The organism is Metapseudomonas resinovorans DSM 21078 (assembly GCF_000423545.1).
Taxonomy (GTDB): Bacteria; Pseudomonadota; Gammaproteobacteria; order Pseudomonadales; family Pseudomonadaceae; genus Metapseudomonas; species Metapseudomonas resinovorans.
On the sequence record NZ_AUIE01000025.1, the window covers coordinates 83174 to 108150 of the forward strand.

At 65.0% G+C, this 24977-nt stretch carries 23 protein-coding genes; 17 read left to right on the forward strand and 6 right to left on the reverse strand.

Annotation, left to right across the window (positions count from 1 at the left end):
- Positions 1–12 precede the first annotated feature (12 nt).
- The 8 genes from G559_RS0118020 (at position 13) to G559_RS0118055 (ending at position 7945) form a co-directional block, all read left to right on the forward strand.
- Positions 13–1146: a TDT family transporter gene (locus G559_RS0118020; protein ID WP_028629581.1), complete on the forward strand. Its 1134-nt coding sequence runs from the start codon at positions 13–15 to the stop codon at positions 1144–1146.
- A 104-nt stretch (positions 1147–1250) separates the two neighbouring features.
- On the forward strand, positions 1251–3251 hold the full coding sequence (gene tkt, locus G559_RS0118025) for a transketolase (RefSeq protein ID WP_028629582.1): 2001 nt from the start codon (positions 1251–1253) through the stop codon (positions 3249–3251).
- 122 nt (positions 3252–3373) lie between these two features.
- Positions 3374–4423, forward strand: a complete 1050-nt coding sequence (epd, locus tag G559_RS0118030) for an erythrose-4-phosphate dehydrogenase (RefSeq protein WP_028629583.1) — start codon at positions 3374–3376, stop codon at positions 4421–4423.
- A 28-nt stretch (positions 4424–4451) separates the two neighbouring features.
- Positions 4452–5612: a phosphoglycerate kinase gene (locus G559_RS0118035; RefSeq protein WP_028629584.1), complete on the forward strand. Its 1161-nt coding sequence runs from the start codon at positions 4452–4454 to the stop codon at positions 5610–5612.
- Positions 5613–5677: 65 nt separating this feature from the next.
- Positions 5678–5872: a hypothetical protein gene (locus G559_RS0118040; protein ID WP_028629585.1), complete on the forward strand. Its 195-nt coding sequence runs from the start codon at positions 5678–5680 to the stop codon at positions 5870–5872.
- 45 nt (positions 5873–5917) lie between these two features.
- Complete coding sequence (locus G559_RS0118045; RefSeq protein ID WP_028629586.1) at positions 5918–6235, forward strand: MliC family protein; 318 nt, start codon at positions 5918–5920, stop codon at positions 6233–6235.
- A gap of 122 nt (positions 6236–6357) precedes the next feature.
- Positions 6358–7422, forward strand: coding sequence for a class II fructose-bisphosphate aldolase (fba, locus tag G559_RS0118050; protein ID WP_028629587.1), 1065 nt, complete (start codon positions 6358–6360; stop codon positions 7420–7422).
- Between the two features lie 67 nt (positions 7423–7489).
- Entirely contained in the window at positions 7490–7945 is a 456-nt protein-coding gene (locus G559_RS0118055; protein WP_028629588.1) for a hypothetical protein, read from the forward strand.
- Between the two features lie 23 nt (positions 7946–7968).
- Here G559_RS0118055 and G559_RS0118060 read toward each other — a convergent pair whose 3' ends face one another.
- Positions 7969–8640, reverse strand: a complete 672-nt coding sequence (locus G559_RS0118060) for a polysaccharide lyase family 7 protein (protein WP_028629589.1) — start codon at positions 8638–8640, stop codon at positions 7969–7971.
- A gap of 533 nt (positions 8641–9173) precedes the next feature.
- Here G559_RS0118060 and G559_RS0118065 point away from each other — a divergent pair.
- The 5 genes from G559_RS0118065 (at position 9174) to G559_RS0118085 (ending at position 14647) form a co-directional block, all read left to right on the forward strand.
- Positions 9174–9668, forward strand: a complete 495-nt coding sequence (locus tag G559_RS0118065; RefSeq protein ID WP_028629590.1) for a YgjP-like metallopeptidase domain-containing protein — start codon at positions 9174–9176, stop codon at positions 9666–9668.
- A gap of 126 nt (positions 9669–9794) precedes the next feature.
- Positions 9795–10550, forward strand: a complete 756-nt coding sequence (locus tag G559_RS0118070) for a substrate-binding periplasmic protein (protein ID WP_028629591.1) — start codon at positions 9795–9797, stop codon at positions 10548–10550.
- An 87-nt stretch (positions 10551–10637) separates the two neighbouring features.
- On the forward strand, positions 10638–11495 hold the full coding sequence (locus G559_RS0118075; RefSeq protein ID WP_028629592.1) for an HDOD domain-containing protein: 858 nt from the start codon (positions 10638–10640) through the stop codon (positions 11493–11495).
- Between the two features lie 45 nt (positions 11496–11540).
- Positions 11541–12431, forward strand: coding sequence for a type 2 periplasmic-binding domain-containing protein (locus G559_RS0118080; RefSeq protein ID WP_028629593.1), 891 nt, complete (start codon positions 11541–11543; stop codon positions 12429–12431).
- A 188-nt stretch (positions 12432–12619) separates the two neighbouring features.
- A complete protein-coding gene (locus G559_RS0118085) occupies positions 12620–14647 on the forward strand; it encodes a methyl-accepting chemotaxis protein (protein ID WP_028629594.1) in 2028 nt (675 codons plus the stop codon).
- 24 nt (positions 14648–14671) lie between these two features.
- Here the strand turns inward: G559_RS0118085 and G559_RS0118090 are convergent, their stop codons facing one another.
- Positions 14672–14905: a DUF1127 domain-containing protein gene (locus G559_RS0118090; protein ID WP_028629595.1), complete on the reverse strand. Its 234-nt coding sequence runs from the start codon at positions 14903–14905 to the stop codon at positions 14672–14674.
- A gap of 187 nt (positions 14906–15092) precedes the next feature.
- Between G559_RS0118090 and G559_RS0118095 the strand changes: the two genes are divergently transcribed.
- Positions 15093–16508 carry an aminotransferase-like domain-containing protein gene (locus G559_RS0118095; RefSeq protein WP_028629596.1) on the forward strand — a complete coding sequence of 472 codons (1416 nt, stop codon included), beginning with the start codon at positions 15093–15095 and terminating at the stop codon, positions 16506–16508.
- A gap of 147 nt (positions 16509–16655) precedes the next feature.
- The gene (locus G559_RS0118100) at positions 16656–17105 is read left to right on the forward strand and encodes an REP-associated tyrosine transposase (RefSeq protein ID WP_028629597.1); all 450 of its coding nucleotides are present in this window, start codon (positions 16656–16658) and stop codon (positions 17103–17105) included.
- A 99-nt stretch (positions 17106–17204) separates the two neighbouring features.
- On the opposite strand, the gene yccS is transcribed toward G559_RS0118100, so the two are convergent.
- On the reverse strand, positions 17205–19382 hold the full coding sequence (yccS, locus tag G559_RS0118105; RefSeq protein WP_028629598.1) for a YccS family putative transporter: 2178 nt from the start codon (positions 19380–19382) through the stop codon (positions 17205–17207).
- Positions 19383–19612: 230 nt separating this feature from the next.
- Between yccS and G559_RS0118110 the strand changes: the two genes are divergently transcribed.
- On the forward strand, positions 19613–20356 hold the full coding sequence (locus G559_RS0118110) for a substrate-binding periplasmic protein (RefSeq protein ID WP_028629599.1): 744 nt from the start codon (positions 19613–19615) through the stop codon (positions 20354–20356).
- 1 nt (position 20357) lies between these two features.
- Here G559_RS0118110 and dbpA read toward each other — a convergent pair whose 3' ends face one another.
- Entirely contained in the window at positions 20358–21737 is a 1380-nt protein-coding gene (dbpA, locus tag G559_RS0118115) for an ATP-dependent RNA helicase DbpA (protein WP_028629600.1), read from the reverse strand.
- 60 nt (positions 21738–21797) lie between these two features.
- Positions 21798–21929 (reverse strand): hypothetical protein, encoded by a 132-nt coding sequence (locus tag G559_RS31120; protein WP_256658164.1) that lies wholly within the window; start codon positions 21927–21929, stop codon positions 21798–21800.
- 146 nt (positions 21930–22075) lie between these two features.
- Here G559_RS31120 and torT point away from each other — a divergent pair, with 146 nt between their 5' ends.
- Complete coding sequence (gene torT, locus G559_RS0118125; protein ID WP_028629601.1) at positions 22076–23107, forward strand: TMAO reductase system periplasmic protein TorT; 1032 nt, start codon at positions 22076–22078, stop codon at positions 23105–23107.
- Between the two features lie 137 nt (positions 23108–23244).
- Here the strand turns inward: torT and betA are convergent, their stop codons facing one another.
- Complete coding sequence (gene betA / locus G559_RS0118130; protein ID WP_028629602.1) at positions 23245–24933, reverse strand: choline dehydrogenase; 1689 nt, start codon at positions 24931–24933, stop codon at positions 23245–23247.
- Between the last annotated feature and the right edge of the window lie 44 nt (positions 24934–24977).

Here is a 24977-nt window from a genome sequence, read left to right on the forward strand (position 1 = left end):
CCGGAGTCCACGATGCCACGCCCCTTTACCCGCCTCGCCGAGCCCTTGGCGTTCGTTCGTCAGTTCACCCCCAGTTGGTTCGCCGTGACCATGGGCACTGGTGCGCTGGCGTTGGTCGTGGCGGCGTTGCCCTGGGGCGGGGAGCTGGAGGCGCGGCTGGCGGAGGCGCTGTGGTTGTTCAATGCCGCACTCTTCGTGGGCTTCGCCCTGTTGTTCGTTGCGCGGGTTCTGCTGTTTCGCGACACCGTGCGACCGATGCTGCTACACCCGGTGCAGTCGATGTTCCTCGGCGCCATTCCCATGGGGCTGGCAACCCTGATCAACGGGCTGGTGCTGTTCGGCGTGCCGCGCTGGGGCGATGGGGTGCTCGCCGTTGCTCATGGGTTGTGGTGGCTGGATGTGATGCTGGCACTGGGTGTCGCCCTGTTGGTGCCTTATTTGATGTTCACCCGGCAGGACCACGCCCTGGAGAAGCTCACGGCGGTCTGGCTGCTGCCCATCGTCGCCCCCGAAGTGGCGGCATCCTCGGCCGGCGTGTTGGCGCCGCACCTGGCGCCGGAGCTGGCGCGGCAGATGCTGGTTGTGGGCTACCTGCTCTGGGGCGTCTCCCTGAGCCTGGCCTTCTCCCTTATCACGCTGGTGCTGCTGCGCCTGGCCCTGCACAAATTGCCGGGCAGCGAGTTCGCCGCGACCAGTTGGCTACCGGTCGGCCCGTTAGCCACGGGCTGCCTGGGGCTGCTGAGTCTGGGCAAGGCGATGCCGGCCGCCTTTGCCGGCACCGCGCTGGCGGGTGTGGCGGAACTCGCCCGCGATGTCGGTTTGCTCGGCGGCCTGCTGCTCTGGGGGGCTGCGGCCTGGTGGCTGGTGATGGCGCTGTTCTGCACCCGCCGCCACTTGCGCCAGGAGATGCGCTTCAATCTCGGCTGGTGGGGTTTCACCTTCCCGCTGGCGGTATTCACCCTGGCCACCTTCGAGCTCCAGCGGCGCACAGGGATGGGTTTCTTCGGCCCGGCGGGCGCGGCGCTGGCCCTCGGACTGGCGCTGATCTGGCTGCAAGTGATGGCGCGGACACTGGGCGGACTCTGGCACGGAGAACTGTTCCAGGCGCCCTGCCTTGCGGCTGCGGAGGGACTTTCGCGCAACTGACCGGCGAACTGCGACCATCTGTGATTGCCCGCGACCTGCCGGCTGGGCGAAAATAGCGGCCTTTTTTCGATTAGCCGTCTATTCAGACCTGCAGGAGATAAGCGATGCCCAGCCGTCGTGAGCGTGCCAATGCCATTCGTGCCCTGAGCATGGATGCTGTGCAGAAAGCCAACAGCGGCCACCCCGGCGCCCCCATGGGAATGGCCGATATCGCCGAAGTGCTCTGGCGGGATTACCTGCAGCACAACCCGAACAACCCCGAATGGCCCAACCGTGACCGCTTCGTGCTGTCCAACGGCCACGGCTCGATGCTGAACTACTCGCTGCTGCACCTGACCGGCTACGATCTCACCATCGAAGACCTGAAAAACTTCCGCCAGCTCGGTAGCCGCACGCCGGGTCACCCGGAATACGGCTACACCGCCGGCGTGGAAACCACCACCGGTCCGCTGGGCCAGGGCATCGCCAACGCCGTTGGCTTCGCCATCGCCGAAAAGACCCTGGCTGCCCAGTTCAACCGTGAAGGCCACAACATCGTCGACCACAACACCTACGTGTTCCTCGGCGATGGCTGCATGATGGAAGGCATTTCCCATGAAGTCTGTGCCCTGGCCGGTACCCTGGGCCTGGGCAAGCTGGTCGCCTTCTACGACGACAACGGCATCTCCATCGACGGCGAAGTCCATGGCTGGTTCACCGATGACACCCCGAAGCGCTTCGAAGCCTACGGCTGGCAGGTGATCCGCAATGTCGACGGCCATGACGCCGACGAGATCAAGACCGCCATCGAGACCGCGCGCAAGTCCAGCGACCGTCCGACCCTGATCTGCTGCAAGACCGTGATCGGTTTTGGTTCGCCGAACAAGCAGGGCAAGGAAGAGTGCCACGGTGCGCCGCTGGGCAACGACGAAATCGCCCTGACCCGCGCTGCGCTGGGCTGGAACCATGCGCCCTTCGAAGTCCCGGCCGACATCTACGCCGAGTGGGACGCCAAGGCTGCCGGTGCCGCCCGTGAGGCCGCGTGGAACGAGCGCTTCGCCGCCTACGCCGCCGCCCATCCGGAACTGGCTGCCGAGTTCCAGCGCCGCATCAAGGGCCAACTTCCGGCCGACTTCTCCGCCAAGGCCGATGCCTACATCGCTGAAGTTGCCGCCAAGGGCGAAACCATCGCCAGCCGCAAGGCCAGCCAGAACGCCCTGAATGCCTTTGGTCCGCTGCTGCCGGAATTCCTCGGTGGCTCGGCTGACCTGGCCGGCTCCAACCTGACCCTGTGGAAAGGCTGCAAGGGCGTGTCCGCTGAAGATGCCTCCGGCAACTACCTGTTCTACGGCGTTCGCGAATTCGGCATGAGCGCCATCATGAACGGCATCGCCCTGCACGGCGGCTTCATTCCTTACGGCGCCACCTTCCTGGTGTTCATGGAATACGCCTGCAACGCCGTGCGCATGGCCGCGCTGATGAAGAAGCGCGTGCTGTTCGTCTACACCCACGACTCCATTGGTCTGGGCGAAGACGGTCCGACCCACCAGCCGGTCGAGCAGCTCGCCAGCCTGCGCTGCACCCCTAACCTGAACACCTGGCGTCCGGCCGACGCGGTGGAATCCGCCGTGGCCTGGAAGTCCGCCATCGAGCGCAATGACGGCCCGAGCGCGCTGATCTTCTCCCGCCAGAACCTGCCTCATCAGGCGCGCGATGCCGGCCAGATCGCCGACATCGCCCGCGGTGGCTATGTGCTGAAGGACAGCGATGGCGAGCCGGAGCTGATCCTGATCGCCACTGGTTCCGAAGTCGGCCTGGCCGTTCAGGCCTTCGACAAGCTGACCGCCGCCGGTCGCAAGGTGCGCGTGGTGTCCATGCCGTCCACCAACCTGTTCGACCAGCAGGACGCCGCCTACAAGCAGGCCGTACTGCCGGTGCAGGTTGGCGCGCGCATCGCCATCGAGGCCGCCCATGCCGACTTCTGGTACAAGTACGTCGGTCTGGAAGGCCGCGTGATCGGTATGACCAGCTTCGGTGAGTCGGCCCCGGCCGCCGCGCTGTTCGAGCACTTCGGCTTCACCGTCGACAACATCGTCGGCACCGCCGAAGAGCTGCTGGACGTCTGAGTAGGATGAGTTGAGCCCGCGATACCCATCGGTATGCAGCATGGGTATCGCTGCGCTCCACCCATCCTACGGTCCGCCCTCCCGCGTTGCGCGGGAGTGGCTTTTCGATCCGAGACCGCCCCATGCCTAGCAATCGCCCCTTCAAAGTCGCCCTCAACGGCTACGGCCGTATTGGCCGTTGCGTGCTGCGCGCGCTCCATGAGCGCAGTGGCGGGGCGAGCTTCGAGATCGTCGCGCTGAACGACCTGGCCGACCAGGCCAGCATCGAGTACCTGACCCGTTTCGACTCCACACACGGGCGCTTCCCCGGCGAAGTGCGTGTGGATGGCGATTGCCTGCATATCAACGGCAACTGCGTGAAAGTGCTGCGCAGCGCCGAACCGGAGGGCATCGACTGGGCCGCCCTCGACGTGGACCTGGTGCTGGAATGCTCCGGCCAGTACACCCATCGTCAACAGGCCGAGCGTTTCCTGGCTGCCGGCGCGCCCCGGGTGCTGCTGTCGCAGCCGATGAGCGGCGAAGCGGACATCGACGCCACCATCGTCTACGGCGTCAACCAGGACAGCCTGACCGGCTCCGAAAAGCTGGTGTCCAACGCCTCCTGCACCACCAACTGCGGCGTGCCGCTGCTGAAACTTCTCAACGAGTCCGTGGGTCTGGAGTACGTCTCCATTACCACCATCCACTCGGCGATGAATGACCAGCCCGTGATCGACGCCTACCACCACGAAGACCTGCGCCGCACCCGCTCCGCCTTCCAGTCGGTGATTCCGGTATCCACCGGACTCGCCCGGGGCATCGAGCGCCTGCTGCCGGAACTGACCGGGCGCATCCAGGCCAAGGCCATCCGCGTGCCGACGGTGAATGTGTCCTGCCTGGACATCACCCTGCAGACCGCCCGCGATACCTCGGCCGCCGAGATCAACCAGGTGCTCCGCGAGGCCGCGGAAAGCGGCCCGCTGAAGGGCCTGTTGGCCTACACCGAGCTGCCCCACGCCAGCTGCGATTTCAACCACGATCCCCATTCCGCCATCGTCGATGGCAGCCAGACCCGCGTGTCCGGCCCGCGCCTGGTCAACCTGCTGGCCTGGTTCGACAACGAATGGGGCTTCGCCAACCGTATGCTCGACACCGCAGACCACTATCTGCGGGTTTCCGCTGTTTCTCGTTAACAACCAGCCCCCGTGAAGGACTGACCCCATGACCGTGTTGAAAATGACCGACCTCGACCTCCAGGGTAAGCGCGTACTGATCCGTGAGGATCTCAACGTGCCGGTGAAGGACGGCGTCGTGAAGAGTGATGCGCGCATCCTCGCCTCCCTGCCGACCATCAAGCTGGCACTGGAGAAGGGCGCGGCGGTAATGGTCTGCTCCCACCTGGGCCGTCCCACCGAAGGCGAGTTCTCCGAAGAGAACAGCCTCAAGCCAGTCGCCGACTACCTGAGCAAGGCCCTCGGTCGCGAAGTGCCGCTGGTGGCCGACTACCTCGGTGGTGTTGATGTGCAGCCCGGCCAGGTCGTGCTGTTCGAGAACGTGCGCTTCAACAAGGGCGAGAAGAAGAACGCCGACGAGCTGGCCCAGCAGTACGCCGCCCTGTGCGACGTCTTCGTGATGGACGCCTTCGGTACCGCCCATCGCGCCGAGGGATCGACTCACGGCGTCGCCAAGTTCGCCAAGGTCGCCGCTGCCGGCCCGCTGCTGGCTGCCGAGCTGGATGCACTGGGCAAGGCCCTGGGCAACCCGGCCCGTCCGATGGCCGCCATCGTTGCCGGCTCCAAGGTGTCCACCAAGCTCGATGTGCTGAACTCCCTGTCGCAGATCTGCGACCAACTGATCGTCGGCGGCGGCATCGCCAACACCTTCCTCGCCGCGGCGGGCTACAAGGTGGGCAAGTCCCTGTACGAGGCTGACCTGGTCGACACCGCCAAGGCCATCGCCGCCAAGGTCAGCGTGCCGCTGCCGGTTGATGTGGTGGTTGCCAAGGAGTTCGCCGAGAGCGCCGCCGCTACCGTCAAGGCCATCGCCGATGTTGCCGATGACGACATGATCCTGGATATCGGCCCGCAGACCGCCGCCCAGTTCGCCGAGCTGCTGAAGTCCTCGAAGACCATCCTCTGGAACGGTCCGGTGGGTGTGTTCGAGTTCGACCAGTTCGGCAACGGCACCAAGGTCCTGGCGCTGGCCATCGCCGAAAGCCCGGCCTTCTCCATCGCTGGCGGCGGCGACACCCTGGCGGCGATCGACAAGTACGGCGTGAACGAGCAGATCTCCTACATTTCCACCGGCGGTGGCGCATTCCTCGAGTTCGTTGAAGGTAAAGTGCTCCCGGCCGTAGAGGTTCTGGAGCAGCGCGCCAAGTAAAACGACCTAAACCATGGCAGGCACCCGTGGTCCCTTGAAAGGGGATGCAAAAAGGAGTGTCTGCCATGCGCTACGCTGCGATTCTGCTGTTTCTAGGTGCCGGGTTGCTCGGCTGTTCCGGCGGTAAGCCGTCCAGCACCTGTGAAGTGATGAGCCCGCCCCAGGTGATAATCCCGAGCAATCAGGACGACCAGCGGGTCGAGGCGCAAAGCAGTGGTGACCCCACTGAGAGCAACGAAGGACAACAGCATTGCCCGTGACGGCGCAGTGCCCGGATGGCCGGAGCCATCCCCAAGGAGACGTGGATGAAAGGTTGGTTCGCCCTCGCGGGCTTCGCGCTCCTGGCTGGTTGCGCCGGTCAGCAGGCTCCCGGCGACGACTGGACCCGCTGGGTCTGCGACAGCCAGGCCGAAGTGCTCTGGCGCGTTGCCGGCGCCGACAAGGAGGGTGTCGATCTGCGCCTGGGCGGTGGCGATATCGTCCATCGCCTGAAGCGGGAACCCTCAGGCTCCGGCGCGCTCTACAGCGACGGCAACCTGGCCTTCCACAGCAAGGGTGACGAAGGCCTGGTCTACTGGGTGGCTACCGATGATCTGATCGGTCGCGGCTGCAAGGCACTTTGATCCGTTTCTGATTTATCCCGGGGTTGGCGGATGACCGCTCCTCTCCGGGAACTTGAACCCGGCCTGCCCCTGCGGCAGGCTTTGTAATTTGACAGCCCACCCACTTGGGAGACTGAAACACCATGGCACTCATCAGCATGCGCCAGATGCTGGATCACGCCGCCGAATTCGGCTACGGCGTACCGGCTTTCAACGTCAACAACCTGGAACAGATGCGCGCCATCATGGAAGCGGCCGACAAGACCGACTCCCCGGTGATCGTGCAGGCTTCCGCCGGTGCCCGCAAATACGCCGGCGCGCCCTTCCTGCGTCACCTGATCCTGGCTGCCATCGAAGAATTCCCGCACATCCCGGTGTGCATGCACCAGGACCACGGCACCAGCCCTGACGTCTGCCAGCGCTCCATTCAGCTGGGCTTCTCCTCCGTGATGATGGACGGCTCCCTGCGTGAAGACGGCAAGACCCCGTCCGACTACGAATACAACGTCCGCGTCACCCAGCAGACCGTTGCCTTCGCCCACGCCTGCGGCGTGTCCGTGGAAGGCGAACTGGGCTGCCTGGGTTCACTGGAAACCGGCCAGGCCGGCGAGGAAGACGGCGTTGGCGCCGAAGGCATCCTGGACCACAGCCAGATGCTGACCGATCCGGAAGAGGCTGCCGACTTCGTCAAGAAGACCCAGGTGGACGCCCTGGCCATCGCCATCGGCACCAGCCACGGCGCCTACAAGTTCACCAAGCCGCCGACCGGTGACATCCTCGCCATCGACCGCATCAAGGAAATCCACAAGCGCATCCCCAACACCCACCTGGTGATGCACGGTTCCTCCTCGGTACCGCAGGATTGGCTGGCGATCATCAACGAGTTCGGCGGCGACATTAAGGAAACTTACGGCGTGCCGGTCGAAGAAATCGTCGAAGGCATCAAGTACGGCGTGCGCAAGGTGAACATCGACACCGACCTGCGCCTGGCGTCCACCGGTGCCATCCGTCGCTTCCTGGCCCAGAACCCGGCCGAGTTCGATCCGCGCAAATACTTCGCCAAGACCGTCGAAGCCATGCGCGACATCTGCATCGCCCGTTACGAAGCCTTCGGCACCGCCGGCAACGCCTCCAAGATCAAGCCGATCTCCCTGGATGGCATGTACGCGCGCTACGCCAAGGGCGAGCTGGTCGCCAAGGTCAACTGATCGTAGCGACTTGCACGAGGAGCCCCGCAATGCGGGGCTCTTTCGTATCCGGTAACAGGAGTTTCCAATGCGCCTGCCCCTGATGATGGGTTTCGCCTTGCTGCTCGCGGGCTGTGCCGGCCAGCCGCCGACGGCTCCCGCGCCACCGCCTGAGCCGGTTTCCAGCGATCCGCAGCAGTGCCTCGATCGTACCGACTGCACCACCAAGACCTCGCGCACGCTGATGTTCGTCTTCGACTACGCCGAGGCGGGTGGCGCCCTGGTGCAGCGCAAGGGCGCCTGGCTGTTCACGCCTTCGGCGGCGAAACCCTCTGGCTGGCCGTCGCTGAAGATCCGCCTGGCGGACCCGTCCGCCGGGCGCTTCGAGTTCGCCAGCCAGTGCCCGGCAGGGAACTGCCGGATCAGCGAGGAGGACCTGCTCAGGGTCTACCGGAGCTACTTGGCGGGTGAGCCCTGTTCCCTGCTGGAGCCGCAGGCATTGGTGCGGTGTGTCGAGCCTTCGCCGTCCGGCCCCTCTCCCTGAAAGGAGGCGGACGATGGGCAGGTTCACGGCGCCCGATGCTCGATCTTCAGATCGTAGAAGGTCGCGGCACCGGCTTCGGTCTCGTACCCGGTGTTGTCCTGAACATAGGTTCCGGCCTTGAAGTACAGCGGCTTGGGTGCCCAGGCCGTGGAAAGTTGCTGGCTCCACAGATTGCCGTTGACCATCACGCTGAGCAGGCCATTGGGCGAGAGATTGATCACGTAGCTGAAACGCTGGTTGAGCGGTATGCCGCCGAGCAGCGGGATCACGACGCTGGTTTCGTCATCCGGCGCGTTGCGCACCTTGGCCACGATGTTGGCGGTCTGTGTCTTGGTCTTGAACTGGTACTCCACTTTCAGCATCGGGCTGGTGCTGCCGTAGGCGTGGATCTGACCGATGACGATCTTCCCGGTCGAAGGCACCTGGCTCACGCTGAGGTTCGCGCTGAGGTAGTTATCCGTGCTGGGGTAGGTCCAGTTGCGCAGCTTGCCGTCGGCGTAGGTTTCGCGCAGCTCGGTGCGTGGGTAGGTTGCGTTCGCGGTGGTGGTGCCATTCACCGGTACCCAGAAGAACAGGCTGTCGGGCGTGGACTGGAAATACGGGTCCTGATAGCCGCCCATCAACAGCGGGGTCTGGATGGTGACAGCAGGTACGCCAACGGGGAGGGTCAGGTTCCAGGTAGAGAGGTCGATCATGGCGGAGTTCTCGAAGGCAACTTCCAGTTGGGCGCTGCGAATCCGCGTCACACATGTGCAGGACGGCGTTCCGGACATTCGCGCTCGGACCAGAAGTGAAGGGTGCAGATGGCAGTTGCCTGCCGTGTCGTCCGAAGGCGTTTGCGCCGTCTCGCGAGGGTCTTATACGGAGGCGATGGGGGCGTTGTCAGTTACCGATTGTCGGCATGTTGGCGTCAGAAATTCGTCTATTTTGAGCTTGGCCAGTATTGCGCCATCGCTTTGTCGGGGCCCCGGGAAACGGCCGGAAATGACCGGCCTTGTTCGATAAGGAGTTTTTCCTGCAGGCCGCGCCGGTTTTTTGAAAGGCTCTGGCGCGGTGCTATCAGCGGTAGGGGCGGCAAGCCGGTTGGAGAATGTGCTCAAAAATTGAACTGGGTCGCAAAGCCTCGGCACAGGAATGCGCGGCGCACGGGTCGGCCGGTCCGACCGTCGCTCGTAGACCTTCACCCTCAGGTAGACTGTCGTCCCTTTCCACCCTCGACCGCTTTGCCATGAACAGTCTCAAGTACCTCCGCGGCTATCCGGCCAGCCTCCAGGAGCAGGTGGCGCAGATGATCGCCGCCGGCCGTCTCGGCGAGTACCTGGAGCGCCGCTATCCGGGCCGCCATGAGGTGCAGAGCGACAAGGCGCTATACAGCTACGCCATGGCGCTGAAGCAGGAACACCTGCGCAACGCCCCGGCGCCGGACAAGGTGCTCTACGACAACAAGCTCGACGTCGTGCACAAGGCCCTGGGGCTGAATACCGCCATCTCGCGGGTGCAGGGCGGCAAGCTCAAGGCGAAGAAGGAAATCCGCGTCGCCTCGCTGTTCAGAGAAGCCGCCCCGGAGTTCCTGCAGATGATCCTGGTCCACGAGTTGGCGCACTTGAAGGAGCGCGACCACACCAAGGCCTTCTACCAACTCTGCGAGCACATGCTGCCCGGCTACCACCAACTTGAGTTCGACTTGCGCGTCTATCTCACCTGGCGTGAGCTGCCCGCCTGACCGGAACTGACACAGGATCACGCTTCATCGATCCACCGTCGGTACTCGGCTCGAGCGCCGGTGGACATGAAAAGCGAAGTCGACCCAACTAGGCTCATGGATAGCAGCTGACTGAGGCCCGCGGGCATGCGTCCGAGTTTTCGCACCCTCTGCGTCATTCTCTGGGTGCTGGGCCTGGTCCCCTTCGCCAATAGCCGTGAATTGCTCGCGGTCGGCACCGAGTTCCCCGGAATCTATGTCCTCGACCCGAAGGGTGAGCCACGCGGGCTGGGAGTGGACGTGATGCGCGCGATTGCCCGGGAGCTTGGCGATGAGGTGCGCTTCGAGATCTATCCCTGGGCCCGTGCGCAGAAGTTGGTGGAGGAGGGGCGCGCCGATGTGCTGGTCGGCCCCTACCGCACGGCGGCTCGGGAGCGCCGCTTCCAGTTTGCCGAGCCGGGTTTCTACCGCGACCGCGTGGTCTTCTATGTCCGCAGCGAATCCGACCTGTCCTGGGATGGCAGTCTGGCCAGCCTGATGGGGCAACGTATCGCCATCATCCACGGCTGGATCTACGGAGAACGCTTCGAAGCCATGCGCGGGCAGCTCGACCTGCACGTCGCGCCGTCGGTCGAGTTGGCCTTCAAGCTGCTGATGGCGAATCGCGTCGATCTGGCGGCGAGCAACGAGCGCGATTCCCTGCCGCGCATCGAGGCACTCGGCATCGCCGACAAGGTGCGTCGCATTGCCCCCGTGATCGATACCCAGATCGGCTACTTCGCTCTGCCCAAGGGCGAATCCCACCGCCAGTTGCGCGACGACATCGGCCGGGTAGTGCGGCAAATGCGTGCCGATGGCCGCTTGGCGAAGCTCGCCAGGTCCTACGGTGTAACGCTGCCCTGAGCGGGTCGTCCGATCATTTCTCGACGCCCATGGGCGTAGCGGCCGGGCATGGCTACACTGCCGCCACAAGAATCAGGGGGAAGCGGATTGAGCGCAGCAGAATCGGACTATTCGATCTACCGCAAGGTGGTCACTCAATTGATGAATGGCGAGGAGCAACTGCCCAGCCTGCCAATGATCACCCTGGACATCCGCCGCGCACTGGCCGACCCGAATGTCACTGTGGCCCGCTTGAAGCAGGTCATCAGCAAGGACCCGGCCCTCAGCGCGCTGTTGATGAAGCACGCGTCCAGCATCATGTTCCGCTCCAGCCAACCGCCCAAGACCCTGGAGGATGTGATCCGCAAGCTCGGTCTGCAGGAAGTGGATCGCGTCACCCTGGTGCACAGCCTGAAGAGCCTCTTCACCCTCCACAGTGCCGCCCACAAGCAGCTGTTCATCGGCGTCTGGGGACGACTGACCCGCCAGGCCGCCATCAGCGCGGTACTGGCGCGCCCGCTGGGGTTCTCTTCGCCGGACCATGCGATGCTCGCCAGCCTGCTCTGTGATGTGGGCGAGCTGGCGGTGCTTTCGGCCTTCAAGGACGCCAGCCAGGTGCCGACGCCGGAGGTCTTTGCGCGGCTCTGCCGCGAGTACGGCCAGTCGCTCGGCGTGATCGTGCTGCAGAAGTGGTCAGTGGACCAGGGCTACATTGAGATCGTGCGCGGCGCCAGGCGCTGGGACCTCGACAGCGGTGGTCGGCTCGGTCTGATCGACCTGGTGAACCTGGGGCTTTACCACGCTCAGCGCGATGAGGGGCGGATCACCCAGTTACCGGCCATCGACCAGCTTGCCGCCTACCGAAAACTGGCGCCGCCACTGGATTCCCTCGACGCCGGCGGCGGCCTGGCCCTGGTTGGGGCCCAGCAGGACGCCATTCAGCGCATGGCCAGCCTGTTGCGCTAGGACGCGCACCTATACTCAGGCGCATCACTTCCGCGCGGGTGATCCATGCGCCGACTTCCGCTGCTTTGCTTCAGCTTGTGCCTGGCCTGGGCGCCTGCCGCAACGACGGCCGAGCAGTGGCGGGTGGCGGTTGCCGAGGTGCCGGGGCTGGCGGAAGCGAACGGCACCGGCCCTTTGCCAGACCTGCTTCGCGCTCTGGACGAGCAATTGCCGGATGTCGAATTCGACCTGCAAGTCATCCCCTTCGCCCGCACCTTCCACCTGCTGCAAAACGGCCAATGCGAGTTCCAGGTGCCGTTTCTTGGCAACCTGCCACGCCTGCCAGCCGGCTTGCGCTATGGCTCGGGCCGCCTGTGGCAGGTGCGCTTCGGCCTCTTCACCCGGCGCGACAATGCTCTCGGTGTCGCCCAGTTGCTCGATCCGGCGCATGTGCTGAGCGCCGAGCGAGTCGCCGCGAGCGGCCTGGCGGCGGATCAGCAGGCGCAACTGCAACCCTTGCTGGGGCGTAGCTGGCGCCCGGATGAATTGCAGGAACAGCTCGCCGCGCCCACTGTGAGCGCGGCCCTGCGCAATCTGGCCTATCCCTACCGGGTCGAGACCGACCGCGCCCATGCACCCTGGCTGGGCTTTCCGGCGTTGTCCGGCAACAGCATCGAGAGCAGCCTGCAGAAGCTGGTGCGCGGCCGCATCGACGGTTACGTCTTCGCCGTAAACGAGACCGAACACGAGATCGACCGCCTGGGCCTGCGCGAGCAGCTCCGCGCCCAGGACTTCGGCCTGTATCCGGTGCGCTGGTTGGTACCCGACAACCCCCGTGGTGCCCACGTGGACCAGCGCCTGGCCGGCGCCCTGCACAAACTCCAGGCGCAGCCAGGTTTCCAGCGATTGCAGGCGCCGCTGGACAAGCCGTCCAGCGACTGGAAACCCTGGCCTTGATACAGCCAGGCGACATCCTGAGTCGAGATCAGGACCGTCCCCTTCTGCGGGGTAGCACAAAGCTACTATTCTCCAGCGGCTGATTCCCCGGCCGGGGAGGCTTCCACCAAATAAGAATGGCCGGACACTTCGCCCGGGAGATCGCCGCCCGCCTGGCAAGGATGACCGGAAGCACACGAGGGGTCGCGATGACAGCTTTGCTCACGCCGGGGGTGCGTCTACTCGAGCGCTTCAGTTTCGCCCGCAAGTTCCAGTTGCTCTTCCTCCTGTTCATCTTGCCCCTGGGCTATGCCCTGTCGGTGATAGTCGGCGACTACCGTGAACGCCTTGGCGTGGTGGACAACGAGCTGAGTGGCCTGCGCGTGGTGGCAGCGCTGTCAGCCGTACAGCAGGAGCTGGATAGCCAGCGCTTGCTACTGGCGCGCTTGAAGGGTGGCGATGACAGTGCCCGGCCCCTGCTGGAGCAGCGCGCTCAAGCGCTGGAGAAGACGCTGGCGCAGGTGACCGTCCAGCTCAAGGTGGAAGGCATCGCGGGTCAGAGCCAGGTACTGTTCGACGAACTCCAGGGACGTTCCGGCCAGGTACGTCTGGAGAGCGTACTGGGCCTTGCGCTGCCGGACGGGCTGGAGCGCTACCAGGGTATGTTGCAAGTGCTCCAGGCCCTGCGCGAGCAAGTCGCAACCGATTCCGGGCTGATCCTCGATCCCTGGCTCGACACTTACCTGATGATGGACCAACTGACCAGCGTGCAGCCGCGTCTGCAGGAGACCCTTGGCAGCTTCGCCAGCAATGGTCACGGCGCCCTGGTGGCGCAGCATTTCACCCTGCAGAGCCGCGTGGCCCTGCGCGACCTGCGCCGCGCGCTGGACGACACCGCTCGCCAGCTGCGCAAGGCCCGCAATGCCCTGGCCCAGGCGCCGGGTGACATGAGTGATCTGGAAGGGCCCTTCGCCGCGGCGGACGAGGGCATGGCCAACTTCCTCGTCCAGGTGGACAAGCAGGTCTTCGAGTCGACGCCCTTCACCCTGACGCCGGCCCAGTTCGTCAGTCTGACCGAAGGCCTGAGCGGACGCCTGCAAAGCCTGCAACAGGCGCTGGCTACGCGCATGGCGTCCCGCCTGGGCGAGTACCGTGACCAAGCGCTGGGCAGCATGGCCGAAGTGATCGGCGGGTTCGTCGTCCTGACCCTGCTGGCGCTGTACATGCTCTTGTGCCTGAACCAGTCGATCCGCCGGGGTACTGCAAGCATCACCGAGGCGGCCGAAGGGCTGCGTGGCGGCGACTTGCGCGTGACGGCGCGGGTCCATGGCCGCGATGACCTGGCGGGCATCGCCGAAGCCCTGAACGCCGCCCTGGCGCAGTTGCGCGAATCCCTGCTGGGGGTCAATCGCGAGAGCGAGCAGTTGGGCGGTACGGTCGAGCAGCTCAGTAGCCAGGCGCGGGACACCCTGGTGTCGGTGGAGCAGCAGCAGGGCCAGGTCAGCCAGATTGCCGCCGCGGCCAATCAGTTGGCCGCGACCGCCCAGAGCGTGGCGGAAAGCTGCGAGGACGCCGCCCGCGATGCGTTGCACACCCGCGAGATCGCCATCCAGAGCAACCAGCGCAGTGCGCGCACCAGCGCCAGCATGAACCAGCTCAGCAGCAACCTGGGCAACAGCGTCGCCGCGCTCCAGCAACTGCGCGACCAGACGCAGCAGATCAACCAGGTGGTGGATGTGATCAAGGGCATCGCCGAACAGACCAACCTGCTGGCGCTGAACGCCGCCATCGAAGCGGCACGGGCCGGTGAGCAGGGGCGTGGGTTTGCGGTGGTCGCCGACGAGGTGCGCAACCTGTCCCGGCGAACCCAGGATTCCACCAGCGAAATCGGCCAGACGGTCAGTGCCCTGCAGGCGGTGGTGGGCGAGACCGTGGCACAGATCGAGGCAGCCTTCGGCCAGGCCGCGGCGGATGTCGATAACGTCCTGGCCATGGGGGCCGACCTGTCCGGCATCGCCGAGGCGGTGCAGCGGGTCAGCGACCGCCTGGCCCAGATCGCCACGGCTTCCGAGCAACAGGCCGCTACGGCGGACGAGGTGAGCGGCAGCATCCAGCAGGTGGACCAGGCCGCCACCCTGTTGCTGCAGGGGGCTCAGTCGGTACAGGTGGCTGCCGTGCAACTGCAGCAGGGCAGCCAGGCCCTGAACCAGAACACCGGTCGCTTCCGCCTCGCCTGAGGCGGCGACCGGCGTTTCTTGGGGCTAGACCTTCCAGAAGGGTTTCAGGGCTTCTTCCAGCGCCTGTGCGCGGTTGAGGCCGATGTCCTTCAGGGCGTGCTCGTCCAGCTCCAGCAACTGGCGGCGGGTATGCAGACGCATCCAGAAGCGGCTCCAGAGATTACCTGGCCAGGCCGGTGCCAGGGAGACAGAGGTGTGCTGCTCCTGTTCCAGTTCCCGTGCTTGGAGAGTCAGGCGTACATCGCTCAGGCCGTTCATCATTGCGTTCCTCATGCCCTGTGGTGGATCGGGGTGGAACCATGATGTCCGTCGGAAGAATCTCAATACAGATTCACGATCTGTATATTTTTTTAATACAGATTGCGTGGTTTCCTATCTGAATCCTGTATTTCTGAATAATCTGTACTGGTTCTGATGCCGGTTCGAATAGAACCTGGAGACTGTCATGAAGCTCTATATCAAGCTGGCCGAGACCCTTGGCGAACGCATCGAGCAAGGCTACTACCGCCCCGGCGACCGCCTGCCTTCAGTGCGCGCCCTGAGCCTGGAACACGGTGTAAGCCTGAGTACGGTGCAGCAGGCCTACCGGATTCTCGAAGACGGCGGTCTGGCCGAGCCCCGGCCGAAGTCTGGCTACTTCGTCCCGCCACGCCGGCAGACGCCTGCCTTGCCTGTGGTGAGCCGGGCCCCGCAGCGACCGGTGGACGTGTCCCAGTGGAACGATGTGCTGGACCTGATCAAGCGCAGCGCCAAGGACAACGTGCTGCAGCTCGGCCGCGGCATGCCGGACATTTCCAGTCCGACGCTCAAACCCTTGCTGCGCAGCCTCGGCCAGATCAGCCGACGCCAGGACGGCAGCGGCCTCTACTACGACAGCATCTACGGCACCCAGGCCCTGCGCGAGCAAGTGGCGCGGCTGGCGCTGGATTCGGGCTGCCAGCTGTCTGCCGACGACGTTGTCATCACCACCGGCTGTCACGAGGCGCTGTCGGTGGCGATTCGCTCGACCTGCGAGCCCGGTGACATCGTCGCGGTGGACTCGCCCAGCTTCCACGGCGCCATGCAGACGCTCAAGGGTTTCGGCATGAAGGCTCTGGAACTGCCGACCGACCCGCTCAGTGGCATCAGCCTGGAGGCGCTGGAGATGGCCCTGGAACAGTGGCCGATCAAGCTGATTCAGCTCACGCCCAACTGCAACAACCCACTCGGCTACATCATGCCGGAGGCGCGCAAACGCGCCCTGGTGACCCTGGCCCAGCGCTATGACGTGCCGATCCTGGAGGACGATGTCTACGGCGACCTCGCCTACCAGTACCCGCGCCCGCGCACCATCAAGTCATTCGACGACGACGGTCGCGTGCTGCTTTGCAGTTCGTTCTCCAAAACCGTGGCACCGGGCATCCGCGTCGGCTGGATCGCCCCCGGCCGCTATCTCGACCGGGTGCTGCACATGAAGTACATCTCCACCGGCGCGACCGCCACCCAGCCGCAGCTGGCGCTGGCCGACTTCGTCGGCAATGGCCACTACGAACCTCACCTGCGGCGCATGCGCAGCCAGTACCAGCACAGCCGCGACCAGATGATCGACTGGGTGATGCGCTACTTCCCCGAAGGCACCCGCGCCAGCCGTCCCCAGGGCAGCTTCATGCTCTGGGTTGAACTGCCCGAGGATTTCGACACCCTGCGCCTGAACCGCGCGCTGCTGCCCAAGGGCGTGCAGATCGCTGCCGGCAGCATCTTCTCCGCTTCCGGCAAGTACCGGAACTGCCTGCGGATGAATTACTCCTCCAAGCCGACCCCGGCGATCGAGGCGGCGGTGAGGAGGGTAGGGGAGACGGTGATGGAGTTGATGCGGGAGTAGGTACGGGGAGACCTGCTTCTTTGTGGGAGCGAATTAAGCCTCGGCAACTTCTCGCTTCAGGATCATCCATTTCACCGTCAAGCCAAGCCCAGCTCTTGCCGCTCGGGTCATAGAGTCATTGCCTTTCAATCAAAGAGGGCAAGGGACATGCCGAGCGATGATCTCCTCAAGGGCCGAGTTTCACGAGCCGGCCAGATCTATCACATCACCACAACCACCGAAGACCGTCGGCCGTTGTTCAGGGACTTCCAGTGCGCCCGCATCACCGTTGCCGAGCTGCGCCGATTGCATGAGCAGAACGTGGTCAATTCCCTGGCCTGGGTTCTGATGCCGGATCACTTGCACTGGTTGGTTCAGCTCAACGGCCCCATCGGACTCGCTACTGTGATCAAGGTGTTCAAGGGACGCTCCGCCAGACAGTTGGGTTTGCACATGGAAACCGGTGGGGCGGTCTGGCAACCGGGCTTCCACGACCACGCGCTGCGACGTGAGGACGACATCCGCAAGGTTGCGCGTTACATCGTGGCCAATCCATTGCGGGCCGGCCTGGTGGAGCGAATTGGCGATTACCCGTTCTGGGATGCCAAGTGGATCTGATTCATCTGTAGGGGCGGATTTATTCGCCAAGCAGGGCGAAGGCCTGCCCCTGGACTCGAAGGGCGGCTTTACCGCCCGAATGAAGTGATTTCGCTCTTGCTACGCCACTTTCCGCTCATTCACCAGATGCGCCGCCAACGTCCGCAGCGCCCCCAGCTGCCGGCAGATCAGCCCCAGCTCCGTCTGCACCAGGCGCGGGCGGTCGTCCATGTCTTCGGGCAGTTGTGCCAGCGCCCTGGCGAGTGATTCCTCCTGGTCGCAGTGAATGCTCACCGAGCCCTTCTCGGCCAATCCCAGGGCGATTTCGTCGAGGCTGCCGGCGATGCGTTCGGCGGCGTCTTCGATCGTCGGGGTCAGCGCTTCCCCCGGGGTTTCGCTGCGGTGCGCGCCAAGCGCGGAGAGGTAGCTGAGCAGGGTGTGGGAGAGCACCAGGAAGCGGAAACCGATGTCGGCCTCCTTCCGGAAGTGCCCCGGCTCCATGAGCATGTTGGAAAGCGTGGTGGACAGTGCTGCGTCGGCGTTGTGGGCATTGCGTCGTGCCAGGCGGTAGGCCAGGTCGTCGCGCTTGCCGCTGACGTACTGCTGCATGATCTGGCGCAGGTACCGGCTATTGCAGGCCAGGGTGTTGGCCACCACCTGGTTGAGCCGGCGGCCCTGCCAATCGGGAAGCACGAAGATCACCGCCAGGCCGGCGATCAGCGCGCCGAGCAGGGTGTCCACCAGGCGCGGCAGGAACAGGCCGTAGCTGTCGCCGATCTGGTTGAAGCAGAACAGCACCAACAGGGTGATGGCGGCAGTGGCCAGGGTGTAGCGGGTGGCGCGGGTGGCGAAGAACACCACCCCGGCGACCACGGCGAAGGCCGACTGCACGAGGGCGCTGGGGAACAGGTCGAACAGGGCCCAGCCCAGCGCCAGGCCGAGCAGGGTGCCGGCGATCCGCTGTACGAGCTTGCGTCGCGTGGCGCCGAAGTTGGGTTGGCAGACGAATACCGTGGTCAGCAGGATCCAGTAGCCCTGTTCGGGATGGATCAGGTGCAGCACGCCGTAGCCGGTCGTGAGTGCCAGGGCCATGCGCAGGGCGTGGCGGAATACCAGGGACGTCGGCGTGAGGTTCTGTTTTAGGCGTTCCCAGACGTCCTTCAAGCCTTTTGGGGAGCGATCCAGCAGGCTGGTGTCCTGGGCTTCGGCGAGGGCGTCGGGGTTGCTGGCATCGATGAGCAGGCGGTCGAGGGTAGCGAGGTTGCGCGCCAGGGCGTTGAGCGAACGCAGCAGTCCGCGCCAGGCGGGGTTGCTCTGGATGCGCAGGTGCTCCAGGGATCTGTTGAGGTCTTCCAGGGCCTGGGTGCCGTCCAGGTAGTCGAAGGGCTGGCGCATCTGGAGGGCGCGGCCCAGCGCCTGGCAAGCGCCGCCTTGCTGGCGCAGCAGACGCTGGCAGCGGAACAGCACGTCACTGTGGAAAAAGGCTTCGGCCAGTTCGTTGTAGGCGTAGTGGGAGGAGCTGGCGCGCTCGTGGATGTCCTGAGCCAGGAAGTACAGCTTGAGGTAGCGGTTCACCTTGGGACCCGGCCGGCCGTTGCCGACCCGGTGCAGGATGATTTCCTTGGTGGCGTTGAGCGCTGCCACCACCTTGCCGTTCTGTCGCGCCAGTTCCAGCCGCCGGGCTTCCACGTCGAGATGGCGGACCGGCTCCAGCAGCGCGGATTTCAGCTTGAGGTATTGCCCCAGTTCACGGAACAGCCTGGCCAGGCTCTGCTGCACCGGCTGGTGGGTGAAGAGCGCCTGCCAGAGCACCGAGAGCAGTCCGTACCAGGCGGCGCCGGCTACCAGCAGGGCGGGCTCCTGCCAGAGGTTGGTGGGCGTGCCGTCGCGCTGGTCGACACCGATCATGGTGTAGATGGAAAGGATCAGCGTCGCCGAAGCGATGGTGGCGTAGCGCTCGCCGAGGGCGCCGAGCATGGTCAGGCCGAAACTGGCCAGCGCCAGGGCGCCGACGAAGATCCAGGGATAGGGGAACAGCAACTCCACTGACAACGAGGCTACGCTGAAGCAGCCGAGGGTCACCAACAGTGCGGTGAGACGCCCCTGCCAACTGTCGTCGGTTTCCGCCAGGGCGCTGGCGATGATGCCGAGGAAGAGCGGGATCAGCAGGTCCATGCGGTCCTGCTGCCAGCACAGCGCCATGCTCCCGGTCAGGGCGATGAAGACGCGCAAGCTGTAGCTGAACTTGTCCAGCGCCCAGAGGCGGCGCAGCGTTTGGGTAAATCGAGTCGAGGGCATAGGGGCCTTGTGGGCGAATGTCCGTATACGGCTGGGCTGCCGGGTACAGCCTAAGGGCAGCCGAGGGCGCTGTCAGCCACCCTGTCGCATTCGATGCCCGGGGATGACGGGAGTCACATGGAGCAGGATGGAAAATCAGGTACGGAGGTACCTGGTCACACTGGTGGCTGCCGAAATTTTGGTGCAGTCTTGACTGCCTGCTGGCCAAACCTGTTCTCGGATGCCCCCGCATGAGACGACGTTGTGGTTTTGCCCTGTTCGCCCTGCTGATCGTTACGCTGAGTGCCCATGCCGAAACCTTGCGCATGGCCGCCGACGTCTGGCCGCCTTTCACCGATGCGAGGCTGGCGAGCAACGGCCTGGCTGCGGAGCTGGTGAGCACGGCGCTGAAGCGCGCCGGGTTCCGGCCGGAATATGTCGAAGTGCCCTGGGCCAGGGCCTTGCGTGGAGTGCAGACGGGCGACTACGACCTGATCGTCAGTGCCTGGCACAGCGAAGAGCGCGCGACCTACGGCCAGTTCTCCAAACCCTACCTGACCAATCGCATTCGCTTTCTCAAGCACAAGGGCAGCGATGTGGACTTCCAGGCCCCCGAGGACCTGAAGCGCTACAGCATCGCCGTGGTGCGCGGCTACAGCTATCAGCCGGCCTTCGATGCCGATACGAGCCTGAAGAAGGTGCCAGTCATGGGCTTCCTGATGGGCGCGCGGATGCTCGCCGCCGGGCGTGTGCAACTGACCCTGGAAGATGAGCTGGTGGCGCGCTTCTACCTCAACCGCGAGCTTGCGGGCATTCGCGAGCAGCTGGAATTCCTGCCTCGGCCACTCAGCGAGAACGGCCTGCATATCCTGGTGCGCCGCAGCCACCCGCGGCACCAGCAACTGGTGGAAGACTTCGATCAGGCGATGCAGGCCATGCGCGAAGACGGCACCTATCGGGCCATCTTCGCCCGCCACGGGCTATCCGAACCCTGAGTCAGAGGATGCGGACCTTGTAGGTGCGCCCTTTGATCTTCCCTTCGCTGAGGCGCTTGAGCGCCTGCTTGGCGATGCCACGTTCGACGGCGACGAAGGCCTGGAAGTCGAAGATGGCGATCTTGCCCACCTGGCTGCCGGGTAGCCCGGCGTCACCGGTGAGGGCGCCAAGGATGTCGCCGGGGCGCAGCTTCTCCTTGCGACCGCCGCTGATGCACAGGGTGGCCATGGGTGGCAGCAGCGGCTCGCGGTTCTTCACGATCAGTTCGTCGATGCGCTGCCAGTTCAGCGGCGCCTGCTGCAGGTCCTCGATAGCCTGCGCCCGGTTGGCTTCGGCCGGCGCCACCAGGCTCAGGGCCAGGCCTTTCTCGCCCGCACGGCCACTGCGGCCGACGCGGTGGATGTGTATTTCGGGGTCGCGGGACAGTTCGACGTTGATCACTGCTTCCAGGCCGGCGATGTCCAGTCCGCGGGCGGCGACGTCGGTGGCCACCAGCACGCTGCAGCTCTGGTTGGCGAACAGCGCCAGTACCTGGTCACGCTCGCGCTGTTCCAGATCGCCGTGCAGCGATTGGGCGGAGACACCGTTGTCGCGCAGGTAGGTTTCCAGTTCCTGGCACTGCTGGCGGGTGTGGCAGAAGGCGACGCAGGACTGCGGACGGGTGCTCTGCAGCAGACGCAGCACGGCGTCCATGCGCTGGCGCGGATCGATTTCGTAGAAGCGCTGCTCGATCTGGCTGTCGTCGTGCAGGGCTTCCACCTTCACCTGTTGCGGTTCGCGCATGAAAGTCTTGGCCAGTTGGGCAATGCCCGCCGGGTAGGTGGCGGAAAACAGCAGGGTCTGCCGACGCGCCGGGAGCTGGCCGATGATGTCGGCGATGCTGTCGTAGAAGCCCATGTCGAGCATGCGGTCGGCTTCGTCCAGCACCAGGGTGTTGAGGCCGTCCAGCACCAGGGTGCCCTTGCGCAGGTGCTCCTGGACCCGGCCCGGTGTACCGACGATGACGTGGGCGCCGTGTTCCAGCGAACCCACCTGCGGGCCGAAGGGTACGCCGCCGCAGAGGGTCAGCACCTTGATGTTGCCGTGGCCACGGGCCAGGCGGCGGATTTCCTTGGCGACCTGGTCGGCCAGTTCGCGGGTGGGGCAGAGCACCAGGGCCTGGCAGCCGAAGAAGCGTGGGTTGAGCGGCTCGATCAGGCCGATGCCGAAGGCGGCGGTCTTGCCGCTGCCGGTCTTGGCCTGGGCGATCAGGTCCCGGCCCTTGAGGATCAGCGGCAGGGCCTGGGCCTGGATGGGTGTCATGTCGAGGTAGCCCAGGGTCTCCAGGTTGGCCAGGGTGGCCGCGGAGAGGGGCAGGGAAGAAAAGGCGGAGGTGGTCACGGGACGGGCCTGTAAGTCGAAATGGCGCGCAGTTTAGCAGGCCCGCGTGCGCCACCCCTGTCACTCGTCGAGTTCGCGGTCTACCCGGCTCACGGCGCGGCCGCTTTCCCGTGGCAACTGGAAGAAGATGCCCGCAGCCAGCCAGGGCAGCAGGCGCGCGGTACGGGCATCGAGGGAGGTGGGCTCGGCCATGATGATCCTTGCGTGGTCGACCCTGCACACTTTGGGTGTCGGTCTATGTCGTTTCCAACTGATGTAGAGCAAGGTGTGCTGGTATCCGCCTGCTAGGCTTGCCACTATCCAGATTTCCCTACCCTTGCCATGGAAGGACTCTTCCGATGCGGACCCTCTGTGTCTTGCTGCTGAGCTGGCTGAGCGCTGCCTCCTGCGCCGCAGCGGAGTGGTATCCGTTGCAGGTCGAAATGGATGGCCGCTCAGCGAGCTACCGTCCGCTGAGCGGGGCAAGCAAACCCTGGCGCATCTGCGCCCTGTTGCCTCATGGCATGGACCGTTACTGGTGGGGCGTGGCCTGGGGCATGGACGAGGAAGCGCAGCGCCAGGGCGTGCGGCTGGGCATCTACGAAGCGGGCGGTTACCAGTACGAGGACATGCAGCGTGCCCAACTGACCCGCTGCATCCAGTTGGCGGCCGATGCCTATGTGATCGGAGCCATCAGCGCCAAGGGGCTGTGCGACGAGATCGCCCTGCTGCACCGCGACAAGGTGCCGGTGATCGATCTGGTCAACCGCATCGACTGCCCTGGCATCACTGCCCAGTCCCAGGTGGATTTCGCCGACATGGCCCTAGCGGCCATGGCCTACATCCGCGAACACAGCCAGGGGCGGCCGGTGCGAGTGGGTTGGCTGCCGGGGCCCCGGGACGCTGGCTGGGTGTTAGACGCCGAGCGCGGTCTGGCAGAGCTGAATGCCGATGGCAAGATTACCTTGGTCACTGCAGGATATGGCGCTGTGGACCGCTCTACCCAGGCGGTGCTGGCGCGCCAGCTGCTGGCCCGCGAGCCGGAGCTCGACTACATCCTTGGCAACGCCGAGGCCGCCGCCTTCGCGGGCCAGTTGGTGCGCTCCGGCGGAGGTCGCTACAAGGCCAAGGTGGTCTCGCTCTATGCCACCGAGCGGGTGTTGGAGGCGATTGCCGATGGCACCGTCCTGGCTTCGCCCACGGATTCGCCGGTGATCCAGGCACGGGTCGCGGTAGACCTTGCCGTGCGCGTGCTGGAGGGCAAGCCGTCACCGAAACGGGTCAGCCCGCGAATCGAGGTGATTGACAGGGACAACCTCAAGCATTTCGACATCAGCCACCTGATGCCGCCCAGTGGGCACTGGATGATCCGGCAAGAACTGCCGGAGTAGACGCACAGAATTTTCTTGTTGTAGAAGGGGCGAATTCATTCGCCAGGCAGACCGAAGATCTGCCCTGAAGTGCACCGCGACAATGAAAAGGCCCCTGACGCATCGCGTCAGGGGCCTTTTTCGTTCAGGCGTTTGCCTTACAGCTTGCGCGTCGGCTGGCCACGCACCGGCTTGTCACCGGCAACGTAGTAGCTGGCGGTGCTACGTGGCAGCGGTTTGCGGCCACGGATCCGGTCGGCGATCTTCTCGGCGATCATGATGGTGGTCGCGTTGAGGTTGCCGGTGATGATCTCCGGCATGATCGAGGCGTCCACCACCCGCAGGCCTTCCATGCCGTGCACGCGGCCCTGGCCGTCGACTACCGCCATGTCATCGCTGCCCATCTTGCAGGAGCAGGAAGGGTGGAAGGCCGTTTCGGCGTGGGTGCGGATGAACTCGTCCAGCTCGGCGTCGCTCTGCTGGTTCGCGCCCGGGCTCAGCTCGCGGCCGCGGTACGGGTCCAGCGCAGGTTGCCCCATGATCTCGCGGGTGATGCGGATACCGTCGCGGAACTCCTGCCAGTCCTGTTCATGGGACATGTAGTTGAACAGGATGCTCGGATGCTGGCGCGGGTCCTTGGACTTCAGGTGGATACGGCCACGGCTCGGCGAGCGCATCGAACCCATGTGAGCCTGGAAGCCGTGTTCCTTCACGGCGTTGCTGCCGTTGTAGTTGATCGCCACCGGCAGGAAGTGGAACTGGATGTTCGGCCACTCGAACTCGGACCGGGTGCGGATGAAGCCGCCGGCTTCAAACTGGTTGCTCGCGCCGAGGCCGGTGCCGAGGAACAGCCATTCGGCACCGATGGCAGGCTGGTTCCACCATTGCAGGGCGGGGAACAGCGACACGGGCTCCTTGCAGGCGTACTGCAGGTACAGCTCCAGGTGGTCCTGGAGGTTGGCGCCTACGCCCGGCAGGTCATGCACCACCGGCACATCGAGGTCGCGCAGCAGGGCCGCCGGGCCGACGCCGGAGCGCTGCAGCAGTTGCGGCGAGGCGATGGCACCGCTGCAAACCAGTACTTCGCGGCGAGCATGCACGGTGATCCGGTTGTCGCTGTTGCCCTTCAGGTAGGCGACGCCGATGGCGCGCTTTCCACTGAACAGGATGCGATCGGACAGGGCGTGGGTGACGATGGTCAGGTTGGGGCGATTGCGCGCCTGGTCCAGGTAACCGCGACCGGTGGCGGCACGACGGCCTTTCGGGGTCACGGTGCGGTCCATGGGGCCGAAGCCTTCCTGCTGGTAGCCGTTGAGGTCGTCGGTACGTGGGTAACCGGCCTGCACGCCGGCCTCGACCATGGCATGGAACAACGGGTTGTTGCCGGTCTTGGGCGTGGTCACGCTCACCGGGCCGTCACCACCGTGGAAGTCGTTGGGGCCGATGTCGCGGGTTTCCGCCTTGCGGAAGTAAGGCAGGCAGTCCAGGTAGCTCCAGTCTTCCAGGCCCGGGGCCTTGGCCCAGCTGTCGAAGTCCAGGGCGTTGCCGCGGATGTAGCACATGCCGTTGATCAGCGAGGAGCCGCCGATGCCCTTGCCGCGGCCGCACTCCATGCGGCGGTTGTTCATGTAGGGCTCCGGATCGGTCTCGTAGGCCCAGTTGTAGCGGCGGCCTTGCAACGGGTAGGCAAGGGCGGCGGGCATCTGGGTACGGAAATCCAGGCGATAGTCCGGACCGCCGGCTTCCAGCAGCAGGACGCTGACATCCGGATCTTCGGTCAGGCGGGTGGCCAGCACGTTACCGGCGGAACCGGCGCCGACGATGATGTAATCGAATTCTTGGGACATGTGACTTACCTGCTAGATAACCCGGATGACTCCGGGGCGCGGCA

Coding starts and splice junctions, on each gene's coding strand:
- G559_RS0118045 (WP_028629586.1), top strand. CDS start 5,918: ATGAAAGGTTGGTTCGCCCTCGCGGGCTTCGCGCTCCTGGCTGGTTGC.
- G559_RS0118070 (WP_028629591.1), top strand. CDS start 9,795: ATGCGTCCGAGTTTTCGCACCCTCTGCGTCATTCTCTGGGTGCTGGGC.
- G559_RS0118060 (WP_028629589.1), bottom strand. CDS start 8,640: ATGATCGACCTCTCTACCTGGAACCTGACCCTCCCCGTTGGCGTACCT.
- G559_RS0118065 (WP_028629590.1), top strand. CDS start 9,174: ATGAACAGTCTCAAGTACCTCCGCGGCTATCCGGCCAGCCTCCAGGAG.
- torT (WP_028629601.1), top strand. CDS start 22,076: ATGCGGACCCTCTGTGTCTTGCTGCTGAGCTGGCTGAGCGCTGCCTCC.
- G559_RS0118035 (WP_028629584.1), top strand. CDS start 4,452: ATGACCGTGTTGAAAATGACCGACCTCGACCTCCAGGGTAAGCGCGTA.
- betA (WP_028629602.1), bottom strand. CDS start 24,933: ATGTCCCAAGAATTCGATTACATCATCGTCGGCGCCGGTTCCGCCGGT.
- fba (WP_028629587.1), top strand. CDS start 6,358: ATGGCACTCATCAGCATGCGCCAGATGCTGGATCACGCCGCCGAATTC.
- G559_RS0118085 (WP_028629594.1), top strand. CDS start 12,620: ATGACAGCTTTGCTCACGCCGGGGGTGCGTCTACTCGAGCGCTTCAGT.
- G559_RS0118100 (WP_028629597.1), top strand. CDS start 16,656: ATGCCGAGCGATGATCTCCTCAAGGGCCGAGTTTCACGAGCCGGCCAG.
- G559_RS0118095 (WP_028629596.1), top strand. CDS start 15,093: ATGAAGCTCTATATCAAGCTGGCCGAGACCCTTGGCGAACGCATCGAG.
- G559_RS0118110 (WP_028629599.1), top strand. CDS start 19,613: ATGAGACGACGTTGTGGTTTTGCCCTGTTCGCCCTGCTGATCGTTACG.
- G559_RS0118020 (WP_028629581.1), top strand. CDS start 13: ATGCCACGCCCCTTTACCCGCCTCGCCGAGCCCTTGGCGTTCGTTCGT.
- epd (WP_028629583.1), top strand. CDS start 3,374: ATGCCTAGCAATCGCCCCTTCAAAGTCGCCCTCAACGGCTACGGCCGT.
- G559_RS31120 (WP_256658164.1), bottom strand. CDS start 21,929: ATGGCCGAGCCCACCTCCCTCGATGCCCGTACCGCGCGCCTGCTGCCC.
- tkt (WP_028629582.1), top strand. CDS start 1,251: ATGCCCAGCCGTCGTGAGCGTGCCAATGCCATTCGTGCCCTGAGCATG.
- G559_RS0118055 (WP_028629588.1), top strand. CDS start 7,490: ATGCGCCTGCCCCTGATGATGGGTTTCGCCTTGCTGCTCGCGGGCTGT.
- yccS (WP_028629598.1), bottom strand. CDS start 19,382: ATGCCCTCGACTCGATTTACCCAAACGCTGCGCCGCCTCTGGGCGCTG.
- G559_RS0118040 (WP_028629585.1), top strand. CDS start 5,678: ATGCGCTACGCTGCGATTCTGCTGTTTCTAGGTGCCGGGTTGCTCGGC.
- G559_RS0118080 (WP_028629593.1), top strand. CDS start 11,541: ATGCGCCGACTTCCGCTGCTTTGCTTCAGCTTGTGCCTGGCCTGGGCG.
- G559_RS0118090 (WP_028629595.1), bottom strand. CDS start 14,905: ATGAACGGCCTGAGCGATGTACGCCTGACTCTCCAAGCACGGGAACTG.